The 17,204-nt window shown below is 46.4% G+C and carries 13 protein-coding genes; 4 read left to right on the forward strand and 9 right to left on the reverse strand.

The window, feature by feature from the left end:
* Positions 1–769: 769 nt before the first annotated feature.
* A complete protein-coding gene (locus NQ489_RS16105) occupies positions 770–3,028 on the reverse strand; it encodes a hydratase (RefSeq protein ID WP_044961510.1) in 2,259 nt (752 codons plus the stop codon).
* 229 nt (positions 3,029–3,257) lie between these two features.
* On the opposite strand from NQ489_RS16105, the gene NQ489_RS16110 reads away from it, so the two are divergent.
* Positions 3,258–3,524 carry a hypothetical protein gene (locus tag NQ489_RS16110; RefSeq protein WP_015526267.1) on the forward strand — a complete coding sequence of 89 codons (267 nt, stop codon included), beginning with the start codon at positions 3,258–3,260 and terminating at the stop codon, positions 3,522–3,524.
* A 32-nt stretch (positions 3,525–3,556) separates the two neighbouring features.
* The gene (locus tag NQ489_RS16115; protein WP_021651433.1) at positions 3,557–3,757 is read left to right on the forward strand and encodes a hypothetical protein; all 201 of its coding nucleotides are present in this window, start codon (positions 3,557–3,559) and stop codon (positions 3,755–3,757) included.
* A 289-nt stretch (positions 3,758–4,046) separates the two neighbouring features.
* On the opposite strand, the gene NQ489_RS16120 is transcribed toward NQ489_RS16115, so the two are convergent.
* From NQ489_RS16120 to NQ489_RS16140, 5 genes are all read right to left on the reverse strand, one after another.
* On the reverse strand, positions 4,047–4,646 hold the full coding sequence (locus tag NQ489_RS16120; RefSeq protein WP_022427348.1) for a hypothetical protein: 600 nt from the start codon (positions 4,644–4,646) through the stop codon (positions 4,047–4,049).
* Between the two features lie 149 nt (positions 4,647–4,795).
* Positions 4,796–6,184: a UDP-N-acetylmuramoyl-tripeptide--D-alanyl-D-alanine ligase gene (locus NQ489_RS16125; protein ID WP_021651430.1), complete on the reverse strand. Its 1,389-nt coding sequence runs from the start codon at positions 6,182–6,184 to the stop codon at positions 4,796–4,798.
* Between the two features lie 64 nt (positions 6,185–6,248).
* Positions 6,249–7,289 (reverse strand): D-alanine--D-alanine ligase family protein, encoded by a 1,041-nt coding sequence (locus tag NQ489_RS16130; protein ID WP_044961514.1) that lies wholly within the window; start codon positions 7,287–7,289, stop codon positions 6,249–6,251.
* 67 nt (positions 7,290–7,356) lie between these two features.
* Positions 7,357–8,757: a L,D-transpeptidase family protein gene (locus tag NQ489_RS16135; protein ID WP_021651428.1), complete on the reverse strand. Its 1,401-nt coding sequence runs from the start codon at positions 8,755–8,757 to the stop codon at positions 7,357–7,359.
* 72 nt (positions 8,758–8,829) lie between these two features.
* Positions 8,830–10,113, reverse strand: a complete 1,284-nt coding sequence (locus NQ489_RS16140; protein ID WP_021651427.1) for a hypothetical protein — start codon at positions 10,111–10,113, stop codon at positions 8,830–8,832.
* Between the two features lie 393 nt (positions 10,114–10,506).
* Between NQ489_RS16140 and NQ489_RS16145 the strand changes: the two genes are divergently transcribed.
* Together NQ489_RS16145 and NQ489_RS16150 are read left to right on the forward strand one after the other, a co-directional pair.
* A complete protein-coding gene (locus NQ489_RS16145; RefSeq protein ID WP_044961513.1) occupies positions 10,507–11,370 on the forward strand; it encodes a class I SAM-dependent methyltransferase in 864 nt (287 codons plus the stop codon).
* A 332-nt stretch (positions 11,371–11,702) separates the two neighbouring features.
* Positions 11,703–11,891, forward strand: coding sequence for a hypothetical protein (locus NQ489_RS16150; RefSeq protein WP_015526276.1), 189 nt, complete (start codon positions 11,703–11,705; stop codon positions 11,889–11,891).
* Between the two features lie 70 nt (positions 11,892–11,961).
* On the opposite strand, the gene ltrA is transcribed toward NQ489_RS16150, so the two are convergent.
* The 3 genes from ltrA to NQ489_RS16165 form a co-directional block, all read right to left on the reverse strand.
* Positions 11,962–13,353, reverse strand: coding sequence for a group II intron reverse transcriptase/maturase (gene ltrA, locus NQ489_RS16155; protein ID WP_227945549.1), 1,392 nt, complete (start codon positions 13,351–13,353; stop codon positions 11,962–11,964).
* A gap of 804 nt (positions 13,354–14,157) precedes the next feature.
* Positions 14,158–15,606 (reverse strand): uracil-xanthine permease family protein, encoded by a 1,449-nt coding sequence (locus NQ489_RS16160; RefSeq protein WP_044962082.1) that lies wholly within the window; start codon positions 15,604–15,606, stop codon positions 14,158–14,160.
* Positions 15,607–15,812: 206 nt separating this feature from the next.
* Positions 15,813–17,189, reverse strand: coding sequence for a radical SAM protein (locus NQ489_RS16165; RefSeq protein WP_021652466.1), 1,377 nt, complete (start codon positions 17,187–17,189; stop codon positions 15,813–15,815).
* Positions 17,190–17,204 lie beyond the last annotated feature (15 nt).

The raw sequence follows: 17,204 nt of genomic DNA on the forward strand, positions 1-17,204 counted from the left end.
CTAACGCTCAAACAGCTGGGATTTTTCCAGCAACGCAGCCTCCCCGCGGCCTAAGAAGTACTACGACTCCTGCAGAGTCACCCGCCCCTCCCGTCCTTCCCGCCCTGACTTTCGAACATGGAAAGTTAGTTAGAAAAGTTTCTGTGTGACTGTATTGGCCCTGCAAACATTGCAATGTTTGTACTTTGCAATGTTTGCAGGGGATTGAGATAAACTTTATTTGAAAGAACGAAGAAGAAAAATTGAATAACGAAGAGTGTTGAGACGGTCATCATTTGTTGAGCTTTTCTTGATATTTTTACCGGGGCTGGGATTTGTCTCTGGGAATGTCAGCGTGAGGTGTCCTGTGGAGAGCAGGGGCTTCGGAGTGAGCCTTTGGTCATACTTGGCGGCTGAGGTGACCTGTGGAAAGGTATTCTGCGGATACAGGCCGCAGAATAAGGCCCATCTGTCTGAGCCAGGTACGCATCAGCGTACATGGCGAGTTATGGGCCGGCCTTTTCACAGGTTGCCTCAGACGCTTAGTATGACCAGGCGAAACGACAGCCTCTGCTCCCCACAGGACACCTCACGCGTCCGCATCATCCACATCCCATAAATAAGTATCCATAACCTTAAAAGTAAAAAAGCAGACCGGCAACCTCGATTAAAACGGTCACCAGTCTGCAAAACAACACGGAAATTCTTAAATTACTATATTCCGCTCTGCAGCATATTCATGAACACAGCTTGAACGCCTTCACGCTCTATATGTGTTCAATCCCTGCATCTATTTACGATTATAATTGATCAGACAACCCTTAAGGATGATCTCTCTCTCATCATCTGTCAGCTCACCCAGAGTTACATCGAACTCCTTCAAAGAATCACCTTCAACAGTATATCCCTTGATCACGTCTGCTTTTTCCTCAACCGCCTTGCGGATTCCCGGGAAGAACAGATAATCACCGTTCTTGAACGGAAGATCTCCTGACGGGATCAGGAATGGAAGCATACCCCAGTTGATCAGATTGGAACGATACCTCTTGGTTGCATACTCATTGGCAATGTTTGCCCAGCCGCCAAGTACCTTCTGGCAGGATGCAGCCTGCTCTCTGGCAGAGCCATCGCCCGGTTTCACTGCAAAGATGGTACTTCCTACGCCAAGGTTGGTCTTATCTACATCCGGATAAGTCTTGTTGATGGTTTTAATAACCGGTTTCAGTTCCGGAACAGCCTCTGCCGGGCAGTTACCTGCCTGGATTGCCTTCTGTGCTGCCTGGATCTCTTTTGCACGGCCAACATAAGCCGGATCCTTTCTGGACAGTGTGAATTCTGCAAGTCCAAGCGGATTGGAACGGTAGGAGGATGTCTCACCGGACGGGATCAGCTCGTCAGTGGTAGTAACCGGATCGTGGATCTCGGAAACAACCTTCAGGATCAGGTTGTCTGCAAGTGCAGCCATCTCCGGCCAGTCTTTGATATTCGGTCCAAACTGGATCTCTACGCTTGGATCTGCCACGCCCTTGCTGTCAAATACACGGTTCTCGTAGATAGACTTATCGAAGTAGTATTTATGCTCGGAATAACTTCCGTCAAACTCCTCTGCTGAGGTAAGGAATCCCTTGTTTGCTGCTGTAGCTGCAATGGAACGTGCATCCATAAGTGCAACCGAAGAGATCTGACCGTTCTGGATCTTGGAGCCTTCACGGTTCGGGAAGTTTCTGGTTGTATGACGGATACTGAATGCATTGTTTGCAGGTGTATCTCCGGCGCCGAAGCACGGTCCGCAGAATGCAGTTTTCACAACTGCGCCTGTTCCGATCAGTTCTGCAAGAACACCATTCTTAGCCAGTTCCATGTAGATCGGAGTACTTGCCGGGTATACACTTAAGGTGAAGGCATCATGGCCGATATTTTTGCCCTTGAGGATATCTGCTGCAGCGCAGATATTCTCGAATCCACCGCCTGCACAACCGGCAATGATTCCCTGCTCAACATAAAGCTTGCCATCAACTACCTTGTCTCTCAATGTGAACGGAATCTTTCCGTCAAGGCTTACCTGTGCTCTCTTCTCCACATCTGCAAGGATATCGTCAAGGTTTGCCTTCAGCTCATCGATGGTGTAGGTGTTACTTGGGTGGAACGGCATTGCAATCATTGGTTTGATCTCACTGAGGTCGATCTCTACACAGCCGTCATAGTATGCAACGTTGCCCGGTTTCAGTTCTTTGTAATCCTCCGGTCTTCCGTGAATCGCATAGAATTCCTCGATCTTCGCATCTGTCTGCCAGATGGAGGAAAGACATGTGGTTTCTGTTGTCATAACATCAACACCGATACGGAAATCTGCGCTTAAGCTGGCAACGCCTGGTCCAACGAACTCCATAACCTTATTCTTCACATAGCCGTTGGCAAAAACCTCGCCGATGATGGCAAGCGCTACATCCTGCGGTCCTACACCCGGACGTGGAGCACCTTTCAGATAAATAGCAACTACTCCTGGCATATTAATATCGTATGTCTGGCAGAGAAGCTGTTTTACAAGCTCCGGTCCGCCCTCTCCCATAGCCATGGTTCCAAGTGCTCCGTATCTTGTATGACTGTCGGAGCCGAGGATCATCTTTCCGCCGCCTGCAAGCATTTCTCTTGCAAACTGATGGATAACTGCCTGATGAGGCGGTACATAAACTCCGCCGTACTTTTTGGCACAGGTGAGACCAAACATGTGGTCATCTTCATTGATGGTTCCGCCTACTGCACAGAGGGAGTTATGGCAGTTGGTCAGTACATATGGTACCGGGAACTTCTCAAGTCCTGAAGCTCTTGCAGTCTGGATGATTCCCACAAATGTGATATCATGGGAAGTCAGTTTATCGAATTTGATCTGAAGTTTCTCCATGTTATCGGATTTATTATGAGCCTTGAGAATAGAATATGCGATGGTATTCTTAGCAGCCTCTTCTTTCGCTACAGGCAGATCAGCCTGGTTCTCGGGAATGATTTCCTGTCCGTTCTGAAGATAAACGCCGGTATCGTAAAGTTTCATTTCGGTTCCTCCAATCTGTAATGATTCTTTTTTTTTCATAATTTCGTTTATTATAGAGGATTTTTACACATTAGTCAATAAAAGTGAGCACACCTGGTGCATTGTTTTGTATACAAGCGTTATTGTCCTGTGCTTTACTTTCCCTGCAAAATCCGCTATACTGAAGACCATATCGGACGGATATTCATATTCTGCCGGCTGTGGCAGTTTCAATACGGAGGTACTATTTATGTTTCGTTTATGGGGAAAAATATGGAAAGACAATCGCATGCTTCAGGACACCGTTGTCTGTGATGACAGCGATGATACCAGAACCCACAAGATCTTTCACGGACTTGAGGAAATCTGTTATCAGATGGATCTGGGAAATCCTATCTGGCTGGATGCCACAGTGCGGGATTTCAAAAAGCATGATAAGGCCCGTTTTTATCAGGATAATTTCATTGAACATATTGAATTCGACTACCTGGAGATCCAGGTGATCGAGGAAGACTGAATAACATATAAAAGGACGCAGGAAAGCCACGAATGCTTATCCTGCGTTCTCTTTTTTTAAAAATTCCCAATCTGGGAGGTATATTTCAGAAGATCATGCTTACTGCCTTTAATGAAGTTTATGCTCTCAGCCAGGAGAAAAATGTAACGCTCCGTATGGCAGCTTACATGGTTGCGATCAAGAGGATCACCACAGCCGGCAAGCTCCGTGGCGGCCCGATCTCCATGGGGTGATAAGGTATAGCTGATAAATTCCTTATCTTACACAACTGCATACATAAAAAAGCTCTCCGGCGGATACAGAGAATCGTATCTGCCGGAGAGTTTTTTATAAGTATATATTTCGTCAAGCGGATATCCTCAAGTCCCCACCTGCTGCTTATTGCTTTTCGCAATTGAAACAGGAAACTTACTTGATTCGGTTAATCTTCAGCATTTCCAAAGATCATTGCATCCGGTTTCCTTATTCCGGAATATCTTTGTGTACATTTCTGTATTTTCTCAAATATACCGGGATATGTTTTTACTCTGCATTCATAAACTCCCGTATGATCTCCCGCATGATCTCTTCCTCCTCCGGAGAAAGCATCTTGCTGAAGTGGCTTCCGGTAGCAGCCGTCTGACGGATACTTCTGGTGATCTTATCTACGATTTCTTCCTGCAGAACAGGATCCGGCTTTTCTGCGACCGGTACTTCCTCCACCCAGGTACGGACCTGTTCCACATAATCTGCAAGAGAAGCCATCACAAGCTCTTCCTTATAAGAAAAGTCCAATGCCTGACGAAGAAGAAGCAGTACTACCGGCACTGCCGCCCCTATATAAAGATAAAGCATAGACAATCCTTCCCTATATCCCAGTCTGCTGTTGAGAAAAACAGACAGTCCAAGAAGAAATGTACAAAACAGTGACGGATACCACACAAATCGGTTCATCCGATGCCAGAGCCTGTCCCTTGATTTCCACAGGTTCAGCCATTTTTCTTTGAGATTCTGTAATCGCTGCGTATTTCGGATCATTCTTCGGTAGGTAAGGTTTGTTGCCAGCATCCCCAGACCGCCGATACATCCCATGGATGTCATGACGTAAAGCGGGATGTTCAGCTTCATGATCATCTCCAGCATAAGCCCTCCCTTTTTCACTGCCGCACAGTGCCTGAGCGTGCTTTTGTTCTTTAGCCGCACTGCTCATCGCCTTAGGAATATTATACTTCTATATAACTTAACTGGAAAGAATTTTCGTTCGTCAAATGCTGCCCCTGTTTTCGGTCTTTTTACATTTCCTGCAGTACTTTGACTACATTTTCAAATTTCATGAAGTGAGAAGCCTTTACGAGGATGGTATCTCCAGGTTTCACATATGTGTTCAGGTTCTTAAGAAGGCTTTCCAGATCTTTTTCCCGGATGACTGTCAGGTCCGGATTGGTCTGAGATGCCTTTTCCGCGATATGGGCTGCAAGTGGTCCTACGCAGATGCATGCATCGATCCTGCACTGACCTGCATGAACGCCTACACCTTCATGAAGTGCAGCTTCATCCGTTCCAAGCTCACCCATATCGCCAAGGATGGCAACCTTTCTTCCAAGTCCGTCCTGAAGAACATCCAGGGAAGCCTTCATGGACATGGGATTTGCGTTGTAGCAGTCATCTACGATCATGAATTTATCGGTCTCGATCATATTGAATCTTCCGCTGACCGGTTCCAGGCTTTCGATGCCATTTTTGATCTGCTCTGCATTCAGTCCGTAAAGTCTGCCCACAGCCGCTGCTGCCAGTGCATTGGATACCATATGACGTCCCGGCATTGGAATATCTACATGAAATGTCTGGAACTCTCCGTTCTCTGCCATTTTTCCCTTCAGACAGATGTCACAGCTCATTCCCTTCAGGCCACGGCTTTCCACATTTTCACAGGTAACAGAAGCATTTTCTCCGTTTCCGAAAAATACCGGCTGCATGCCGTTGTATTCCTTTACTGTAGAAAGCTTATCATCATCACCGTTAAGTACGATATTTCTCTTCACATACTGAAAAATCTCTGTTTTTGCCTTCAGGACGCCGTCTCTGTCCCCAAGATTTTCCAGATGGCAGGTTCCGATGTTTGTGATCACGCAGGTGTCCGGTTTTGCGATCTTTGCAAGACGGGTCATCTCACCGAAATCACTGATTCCCATTTCCAGAACTGCAATCTCATCTTCATCACGAAGGCGGAATACTGTCAGTGGAAGTCCCAGCTCATTGTTGAAATTCCCCTGGGTTTTCAGTGTACGGTATTTTTCCTTCAGCACAGAGGCGATCACCTCTTTTGTGCTGGTCTTTCCAACGCTTCCTGTGATTCCCACAACCGGAATATCAAGCTGCTCCAGATAAAACTCCGCAATGTCTTTTACTGCCTGAAGGGAGGAGCCTACCTGGATATACGGATGATCCGCCCCTTCAAGAGTTCTCTCGGATAAGGTCGCGAGTGCACCTGCTTCCATTACCTGCGGGATAAAACGGTGAGCATCCACACGCTCTCCTACTACCGGTACAAAAAGACCTCCTTTTTCCACCTTACGGCTGTCCGTTGTGATCGCAGTCACTTCCTCCTGAAGTTTTTCCTGCGGGCCGTGGTAAATACCATTGCAGACTTTTGTGATATTTTCCAATGTAAGATTTTTCATGAATAAAATCCTTTCTTTTGCCAGAAACTCCTCCTGTCAACAGGAGGAGTTACGGTCAGATATTTTATTTGCTGTATTTCTTAAAAGAAATGCGGATCAGTTCTTCACAGAGGTCCGGATAGTCGATTCCCAGGACCTTTGCTTCCTGCGGGATCAGACTGGTGGGTGTCATTCCCGGAAGTGTGTTTGCCTCCAGGCAGTACATATCACCGTTTTCTTTCATCATGAAGTCAAAACGTGCATAGCCCTCAATGCAGAGAGCCTTTGCACCAGCTTCCGCATAATGCTGCATTTTCTCGGTCAGTTCCGGTGAGATCTCAGCCGGACAGGTTTCTACTGTGGAGCCTGCCTGATATTTGTTCTTGTAATCATAAAAGCCCTGCTTCGGTGCGATCTCGATGATCGGATAAGCCTTTCCGTCTACAACTGCAACGGAAAACTCACGACCCCTGATATACTCTTCAACAACTACCTCATCTTCATAAGAATAAGCACCATCAATGGCATCCTCATATTCTTTCTGGTTGTTTACAATATAAACACCTACGCTGGAACCACCGCAGCATGTTTTTACAACAACAGGAAATTCCATACCAAGATCATGGATGTTTCTTGTACAGTTTTCTTTCAGCATGGAAACGCCCTTCGGTGTCGGTACCTGATCCATGAGAAAGATCTTCTTGGTGAGGCCCTTATCCATAGCAAGGGCACTGCTTAAATATCCGGTTCCTGTGTAACGGATCCCCAGAAGATCGAAGGTTGCCTGAACCTTTCCATCCTCTCCGTTGGAACCGTGAAGTCCCATAAATACAATGTCTGCTGCCTGACACAATTCCAGTACATTCGGTCCGAAAAAGCTTCTTCTTGTGCGTTTGATCTCTTCGATATCATCATCGAAGCTTCTCATATACTCTGCCGCAGAATCTACCTCATAATCTTTATCTCCAAAGGGCTCATCCCAGTCCACCGGCTCCAGTCCGCAGAAAATATCTACAAGAATGGCATTATGGCCTTTTTTACGAAGTGCCTTGCAGACACCGGTTCCTGTTACGATGGAGATCTCTCTTTCTGTACTGGTTCCGCCTGCCAATACAACGATATTCATACTTTCATCTCCCTTGATGATCTTGTGTTTTCTTTTTTCGTATTCTTTTAATATTTCTTTTAATCTCTTATTCATAAACTACGATTGGTACTCCTACACTAATATTATTATAAATGATTGCCGCCTTATCCTTCGGGGTGTTTACACAGCCATGAGAACCATTTGTGATATAGATCTGCCCGCCATACTGTGAACGCCAGCTTGCGTCATGGATTCCGACTCCTCCGGAAAACGGCATCCAGTATGTAACCGGTGATGCATATCCAGGTCCCTTCAAAACTGCCGGTGAACGCATGGCATCCAGTGCAAAGCATCCGGTCGGTGTGGAATGGCCCTTTCGGACACAGCCGGTAACTACCGGTGTATCTACCAGAAGCTGTCCGTCTTTATAGAATACCATTCTCTGGTTGGTCAGGTCAATCTCTACATATGTATTTCCGATATCATTGGTATCTCTGCAAAGTCCGCTGTAAGCATACGCCGGCTGTCTCACTTCTGTAGTTCCTGCAAGAATGGCATTATAAAGCCATTCAGTCTCTGCGGTCTGATCGATAGCCCATCCGTAATCACCGCCCTTGATGGTTTTCTGGCGGCCATCGTAGGTGGTAAATGTCCTCGTGCAGCCAAAGGTATCATATTTATATCCCAGGCTGTTCACATAAGCTGCAACCTGATCTTTGTTTACTATATAATCTCCGTTTGCGTCCCTGACCAGCCAGTCTTTGATGGTATTTCGGTCAAGCTGTTCCGACCGGTCCGAAAAATCATAGGTGATCACGCAGCTGATAAGCTTGTTCATCTGGTCACAATCTTTTTTCAGAGCTTCATCGTCTTTATATATCGATGGTTTTTTGTAGCAGTTTTTCTTTTCCAGACTAACTGTTTTGTCTCCTGCGGAAACAGCTGCACGGATCACCTTCTGAACCTTTTTTGTATCCAGGGTCGTTCCTTCTTTTTCCGGCTGGATCTCGTAGGTTTCGCCATTATCCTTAATGCATGCGTCTGCAGGCTTTTCCATATTGTCCTTCTGCATGCATTTCAGATTCTTCACAGCCTCTATCAGCTTGTTCTGATCTTCATAAGCAGTATCCGTTGCCAGTGTATATTTTTTCTTCTGATTAAAAGCAAGGAACCATTTGTACCTGTCCTGTTTCTTGATCAGCTTTTTGGCTCCGCCACCCGGCTTGTAGACCAGTCCGGCTTCTTTTGCGGTAATGCTCTCTTTTCCGTTATTTCTTGTATCAACGGTAAGAACATATGCCTGCACTTCCTTTGCAAGAAGCTTTTCTGTTTCATCTGCAGTTTTATAGGAGCAGTTAAAACCATTCACCTGAGATCCCGGCAAAAAATGATCTGTAAAATAGTGTACACCATATCCATAAGCCCCTGCTGTAAGGATCAGCAGGATCATGATCAGTGCAATGACCAACTTTTTGCCTGTTTTCATTTTTTCTTTTTCCTCATCCATGAGCTCTCTCCAATAGTTATGACTGCCCGGTATTACGCATGCTGAAATACCGGGCAGTCTGATGTGATCGATTTATTTCTCCAGAAGTTTTTCCACACTTACAAGCTTCACACAGAGAACAAATACCTCTGCTGCCTTGCCAAGCTCCTCAACGCTTGGGTAGCTTGGTGCAATACGGATATTGCTGTCTTTCGGGTCCTTTCCATATGGATAGGTTGCGCCTGCTCCAGTCATAACAACGCCTGCTTCTTTTGCTTTGGCAACGATGGCTTTCGCACAGCCTTCCATAGAATCAAAGGAAATGAAATATCCGCCGTGAGGTTTGGTCCACTCACCGATTCCAAGTCCATTAAGCTCTTTATCCAGTGTTGCGAGAACAAGCTCGAATTTCGGACGAAGGATGTCTGCGTGTTTCTTCATATGCTCATGCAGTCCGTTGATATCTTTGAAGAAACGAACGTGACGAAGCTGGTTCAGTTTGTCGTGTCCGATGGTCTGTACAGTCATGTATTTGCGGAAGTCATCCAGGTTCGCCTTGGATGCAGCAACTGCTGCGATACCGGAACCAGGAAAGCTTACCTTGGAGGTAGAAGTAAATTTATAAACAATGTCCGGATTTCCTGCTTTCGCACACTCATCAAGGATCTCAAGAAGGAAATCCTGATTGTCATCATAAAGATGATGGATGCTGTAAGCGTTATCCCAGTAAATACGGAAGTCCGGTGCAGCCGGCTTCAGATGCGCAAAACGCTTAACTGTTTCTTCGGAATAGGTGTAGCCCTGCGGATTGGAATATTTCGGAACACACCAGATTCCTTTTACTGCCGGATCTTCATTGACATATTTCTCAACCATGTCCATATCCGGGCCTTCCGGAGACATCGGAATGTTGATCATCTCAATGCCGAAAAATTCTGTGATACGAAAATGACGGTCGTATCCTGGTACAGGACAGAGGAATTTCACCTTGTCAAGCTTGCACCATGGTGTATTTCCCATTACTCCGTGGGAATAGGAACGTGCAATGGTATCGAACATTACGTTCAGACTGGAGTTACCATAGATGATAATGTTCTCTGGCTCTACCTCTGACATCTCACCGAGAAGTCTCTTGGCTTCCGGGATTCCGTCGATGACTCCATAGTTACGGCAATCCACACCGGTCTCACATTTCAGATCTGCATCCCCTGCAAGTACTTCCATCATTTTCATGGAAAGATCAAGCTGATCCGGTGCAGGTTTACCACGGGACATATCCAGTGCCAGACCTTCGGCTTTGATCTCGTCGAACTCACGGTCAAGTTCTTTCTTTAAATCGAGTAGCTCTTCCCTGCTCATCTCACAATATTTTTTCATAAGTTTGCTTCTCCTCTTTTTGTGCACAGTTTCATATCTGCGGTTGCTGTGTTTCTTCTGTTAACGATTTCTGTCTGTCAGGAATTCTCTGCAAAATCTCTTCCGCAAAAAACAGCCACAGTTTCACGGAAGCGGGAAGCCTCTGCCCCGGCAGAAAATCTCTGCGTACATTTTAGTATGTAAAAGCGCTGTTGTCAAATCTTTCGTGGAAAATCCTGTACTTCTCTTGCACAGCATCCATTTTTCCTCTATACTGGAAAAAACATTATTATGGCGTTTTTATGGATTCATGTCCCGATCAGCCGGATCTGGTACAGCAATCTCCGGAAATGCTATATAAAAATGCTATATATATCTTATAAATTTACTATTATGAAAGAGGTATTGATCATCATGTGGATTGCAGATGGATGGAAAGAATATGAAGTTATTGATACATCAAAAGGAGAAAAGCTGGAGCGCTGGGGGGATTATCTTCTGGTTCGTCCGGACCCGCAGGTAATCTGGGATACTCCCCGCAAAAACCGTGGCTGGAAGCATATGAACGGACATTATCACAGAAGCAGCCGTGGCGGCGGTGAGTGGGAGTTCTTTGATCTGCCTCATCAGTGGGAGCTTCATTACAAGGACCTTACTTTTAATCTGAAGCCTTTCAGCTTCAAGCATACAGGACTTTTCCCGGAACAGGCTGTGAACTGGGACTGGTTCGGTGAAAAGATCCGCAATGCAGGACGCCCGATCAAGGTCTTAAATCTTTTTGCCTATACCGGCGGCGCTACTCTGGCTGCAGCTGCAGCCGGTGCTTCCGTTACTCACGTGGACGCTTCCAAGGGTATGGTGAACTGGGCAAAAGAGAATGCTGCTGCTTCCGGACTTTCCAGTGCGCCGATCCGCTGGCTTGTGGATGACTGCGTGAAGTTCGTAGAGCGTGAGATCCGCAGAGGAAATCATTATGATGCGATCATTATGGACCCGCCTTCTTACGGCCGCGGACCTAAGGGCGAGATCTGGAAGATCGAGGATGCGATCCATCCGCTGATCAAGCTTTGTACGAAGATCCTCAGCGATGATCCGCTGTTTTTCCTGGTAAATTCCTATACTACAGGTCTTGCACCGGCTGTTCTGACTTATATGCTTGCTACGGAGCTGAAACCCTGGAAGGGTAATGTGGAGTCACAGGAGATCGGACTTCCTGTAACAGAAAGTGGTCTGGTTCTTCCTTGCGGAGCTTCCGGACGGTGGAGCTCCTCCCGGTAGGATAGGGATGTTGTGGCATCCTTATTAGCTGGCACTTTTTTTCTGCTGTTGTGAACTGCTGTGAGTTGGGGTTTTTCCTTTCTAGGGGACACTTTGGCGTGGGCAGGGTTGCGAGAAGGGGAAGCACTCGGAGTTAGCGAAGGTCACAGAAAGCCCGAGACATACCGCGCGAATTTATACGATCAGTATAAATTCTGTGCATCACAAAGCGTATTACTGAAAACGGAGTGAACAGTAACTTTTTATCAGGTATCTTTTTGTATTTTCTGATTATTTGTATTGAAACGCTTTTTTGATAGGTCTATAATATAGAAAAAAGGAGCGTGATCTTTATGAGTACGGAAACTACGAAGGATACTCTTCCTTTTACCTGCACGCCGGCTTATGACCGGGATGCCTGTAAGGGATGTGTCTGTTCTACCTGCTATGAACAGGAATTTTGTGACCGGTGCAGCTCCTGTGTAGAGCAGGGACATCGAAAGGAACGATGCAATGCTTATGAGGGAGCCTACAATTACTAATCGAGTAGGAGGCGGTGACTAACCGCCGTCCTCTCACACCACCGTGCATACCGCTCGGTACACGGCGGTTTCAATAGTTGACGTGCATGGACTGATAGGCTGTGGCTAAATCATAAAAGCCCCAGTTTATCAGTCTTTCTTTTGTTAGTGCTCGTTTGACCACTCCTGCATTTGCCATTCTCCAATAAGCTTTTCGGCTGTAGGCTCCTTCACAGGCTGCCCATTCTGGCATTCCCAACCCCATCAGCTTCCGTTTTCGTGTCTTTGGCAGTTTCCACTGTTTCCAGATACACATTCGTATCCTTCGATACAACCACCTGTTCAGCCTTTCGACGTTGTTTTTCATGTCTGCCATACTGTAATAGTTCAGCCATCCTCGCATATATTCTTTTATACGTTCCATGGTCTTTACTATACTTCCGCACCTGCTCCGGGAAGTGAGCTTTCTCAGCTTCTCCTTGGCTTTCTTCCATAACTTTCCATGGACACGGACATAGATTCTTTTTCCGCTCTTCCCGAAACAGAAGCCAAGGTACTTAAAATTTCTTATTGCAAACACACTGACCGTACGACTTTTCTCTCGGTTCACCTTTAGTTTCAGTATCCCTTCCAGATATTTCGTACTGCTTTCCAACAACCGTTCGGATGCACGTTCGCTCTTCGCTAGCAATACGATATCATCTGCATAGCGAATGCACGGTACTCCTCTTTTGTTGAACTCCTGGTCAAACTCGTTAAGATATACATTGGCTAACAGTGGGGAGAGATTTCCTCCCTGTGGTGATCCTTCTTCCGTCTTAACGACTACACCGTTTTCCATCACTCCACTTCTAAGATACCTCTTTATCATCTGTATTACACGTTCATCCTTTACATCTCTGCGCAGGATATTTACAAGTAACTCATGGTTCAGTGTATCGAAATACTTTGACAGGTCTAGGACTACTGCTTTTGTATATCCCTGTTCTGCATACTCCTCTATCCTCTGAACTGCGTCTTTCGCACTCCGTCCCGGACGATATCCGAAACTTCCATCCGAAAACTTTGGCTCATAAATCGGTATCAGCTGTTGTGACATTGCCTGTTGGATGATACGGTCTATGACAGTCGGAATACCAAGTTTTCGTACTCCTCCGTCTGATTTGGGAATTTCCACTCGTCTCACAGGCGATGGGGTATAATGCCCCTTTCGAATCTGTTCTGTCAGTTCGTGGTTATGTTCCTTTATCCACTGGAACGCCTCTTCAATGGTCATCCCATCTACTCCCGGCGCTCCCTTGTTTGCCTTCACTCTTTTGTAAGCTCTGTTTAGGTTGTCCTTATTCAGTATCTTACCTAAGATATCCGGCTCTGCACTGTCCCTTTCTTTCCATATCCGGTTGAATGAGCGGTGCGCTCTTACATACCCTTTACGTTCCGCGCTATCTCTCTGCAAGCAGCTTTCCTTGTTTTCTGCATCCATCTGCTCATTTCTCCTTTCCGGGTCATACTTGAGACTCCTATTGATTCAGTCCTTCACCTCTCGGCTACTATGACCTCTGCTGACTTCTGTGCGTTCAGCACTGCTTTTGGCAGTGGTTACCTCTTTCGAGGCATGTCGCGCAGACCTCCCCGGGTATCACACGCTTCTTTCTCTCCATCTATCTGCCACATCTATTCCGCATGATTCCGTGTAGTTATTGGGCTTTGACTTGTTGTGCAGCCTTACCCTCATGCAAAACCTTATATGTGATTTCTGTTCGTCAGACCAGAGATTTGCCCGTGGTTAGTTTATTCCCACATCCGGCTTCCTTCAGATTCCACCTCACGATGGACACCCTTGCCTTCGGCTATATCCTTCCCACTACCAGGCGGATTCGGGACTTGCACCCGTTAGAAACGTGCGCCGCCGGGCGCACACCAAAAAAGGATCTGAAAAAGGCAGAACTATTTGTAAAATCTCGCCTTTTACAGATCCTTTTTATTATTATCCACCACCCAACAGATCGGCACAGTCTCCCCTCCTCGACACCCCCGAATCCCGCACCCTGTCAGAACATTCACACCCACTACAACGCCGAACAGCGGCGTGGCCAGGAGGGGAAGAGCGCGAGAAGGGGAGACGGCCTTCGCAACTCCGAGTGCTTCCCCTTCTCGCAAATTACCGCCTTCCAAAAGGCCGAACCTTTATCCCCAAAATAGAAAATTATAAAAAAAAGAGACCGTCAGACCAATAAAGTCCAACAGTCTCAAAAAAGAAAAAAACTCTTTTTATTCTTACACTTTCTTATTTATTCTTAACTTTCTCCAGCATCTCCTCAGCTCTCTCAATCTCACTCTTCTCATCCTTCGGAAGAACAATATTAAGAATAATAGCAAACACTGCTGCCGGAACAATACCGGAACCGCCGAAGATCAGGCTGATCGCCTGTGGCAGATGCACCAGGATCGCTGTATTGGAGCCAAGTCCATAACCAAGACCAAGTGCTACGGAAACGATCGTAACATTTCTCGGTCCGATCGGCCACTTGGTGATTAACTGGATACCGCTGACAACAATGGATGAGAACATCATAACAGCAGCGCCGCCAAGAACACTCTGCGGCATGATGGAGATCAGTGCTGCAAGCTTCGGGAACAGTCCGCATGCGATCAGGAAGATTCCTCCTGTAGCGATACAAAAACGGTTTACAACCTTATTCATTGCAACCAGACCAACGTTCTGACTGAAGGATGTGTTCGGAAGCACACCGAACAGTGCTGCGAAGGAAGATCCAAGTCCGTCACACATAACACCACCGGAAAGCTCTTTGTCTGTAGCCTCTCTTCCAAGACCACCCTCTGTGATTCCGGAAATATCACCAACTGTTTCAACTGCAGTTACAATAAACATGATCAGGATCGGCACGATCGCACGTGCGTCAAACACCCATTTTACAGGCATCAGTGCCGGTACCGCAAACCATTTTGCCTGAGCAACCTTGTCCCAGTTGAGAACCCAGGCCTTTGTAGCCTCCACAGTAGCACCTGTGTCATCTACATATGTAAATGTTGTAGGAAGTACCATAGCCATGATACTTACCAGAACGTATCCCACGATAATACCGATGAGGATTGAAGAAAAGCTTGTGAAGCCTTTTGTTCCATGTTTCAGTACAATGATCACGATCAGAACTACAAAGCCTACGAAAAGGTTTTCAAGAGAACCGTAATCCTTTGCGGAGCTTCCGCCACCGAAAGAGCTGATTCCCACACCGATCAGTGAAAGACCGATTGAAAGTACAACTGTACCTGTTACAACAGATGGGAAAAATTTTCTTAAGGGTTTCAGAAAGCTTCCCAGAACAGTCTCAAAAAGACCGCCGATAAAGCAGGCTGCCATGATCGAACCATAGGCAACGACACCATTTCCCATGACTCCGGCAACACTCTGACATACGCCGATGAAGCCTGAACTTGTTCCCATAACGATAGGAAGCTTGCCACCGACCGGTCCGATCGTAAAGACCTGTACAAGTGTAACAATTCCTGCGATCAGCATTGCATTCTGAAGTAATGCAACCTGAAGATCCCCTCCTGCTTCGATCCCGCAGGCAGCTGTGATGATCAGAAGCGGGGTAAGATTACCCACAAACATGGCAAGCACGTGCTGCAGTCCAAGGGGAATTGCCACCTTAAGAGGTGGGCGTCCGTCCAGCTCATAAGGGCTGGCTGTGTTTTTCTCCTGTTTTTCCATAATGAATCCATCCTTTCTTTCCCTATGTCCTGACGATAACATAAAAAAGAAGGCAGTTATACCCACTGCTGAATATAACCGCCCTGTTATCTGTCAGTACACGTATCGTGTCTCTTCTGTTTCGACACTCTTATCTGAACTGTTATTTCAGACTCCTGAAAAACGGGTTCATTATACAGTATCCCAACATCTATATCAAGTGTTAATTAACAAGTTGTTGATTTTTTTGCAGCTTTTTTTGCCTGGCTCTCACTCCAGAGCTCATCGGCCTGTTTCTTCCATACCTCTGCATAGTGATCACATTTTGCGCAGAGATGCTCCGCTGTCTCCGGAGACTGAAGATCTGTAGATTTCGCTCCTGCACGCTCAACCATCTTGCGGAGAAGCTCAGGATTTTCAAGCATCGGACATGGACGAAGCATATTTTTGTTGAACGGCTGACCCTTGTGATACTCCATAAAGATCGGGCTCTTCAGCGCCTCAAGGAGTGTACATTCTTTAATGTTCGCATTGGAGAAATGAATGAATACGCAAGGATCCACGTCTCCGTTTGCATTGATATGGAGGTAACGACGACCACCTGCGATACATCCGCCTACATACTCTGCATCGTTCTGGAAGTCCATAGTGAAGAGAGATTTTGTGGCACGGAATCTGCGGACACTGTCGTACATTTTGATTCTCTGCTCCGGTGTGGGAAGGAGATCTGCTGCTGCATCATTTCCAACCGGCATATAGTGGAAGAACCATGCAAAATAAGCTCCGCACTCGATCAGATGATCAAAATACTCCTCACTGCTTACTGCATCTACGTTTGCGGATGTGTAACATGTGGAAACACCGAACGGAAGTCCGTGGCTCTTCAGAAGCTCCATGGCATGCATAACCTTCTGGTATACGCCATCTCCACGACGTCCGTCTGTAGTTGCCTCTGTTCCCTCAAGGCTGATAGCCGGAACGAAGTTTTTCACACGGAGCATTTCCTGACAGAATTCTTCGTCAATAAGAGTTCCGTTTGTGAAGGAAAGGAACTCGCAGTCCGGATTCATCTCACAGATCTTAATGAGATCCTTTTTGCGGACCAGTGGCTCACCGCCTGTGTAGATGTACATATAGGTTCCCAGTTCTTTACCCTGTTTTACGATAGAATCGATGGTCTCAAGATCCAGGTTCAGCTTGTGTCCATACTCTGCTGCCCAGCATCCTGTGCAATGAAGGTTACATGCGCTGGTAGGATCAAGAAGAATTGCCCACGGTACATTGCAGTCATTCTCTTCTGATACCTTTTCCTGCGTTGCACTTCCCTTAAGACTGGCATTTACAATAAAGTTGCGGAAAAATGTCTGGCGTACGCCGGCATCCAGCTGATACATACGAAGGATCAGCTGATACCAGTTGTCCTTTGCCTCGATGGAGTGACGGATCGCATTTCTCTGTCCTGCATACCAGCCATCCGGTGTTACTTTATCAACCATTTCCATGATCTTCGGTATGTTTGTCTCCGGATCCTTCTCAAGATAATCCAGTGCTTTTGTTACGGTAGCTGCGATCGCTGCCTGTTTTGCTTTGTCTACGATTCCCATACTCTATTTCCTCCT

The organism is Blautia sp. KLE_1732_HM_1032, from assembly GCF_025147905.1.
GTDB classification, from domain to species: Bacteria; Bacillota; Clostridia; order Lachnospirales; family Lachnospiraceae; genus Blautia_A; species Blautia_A fusiformis.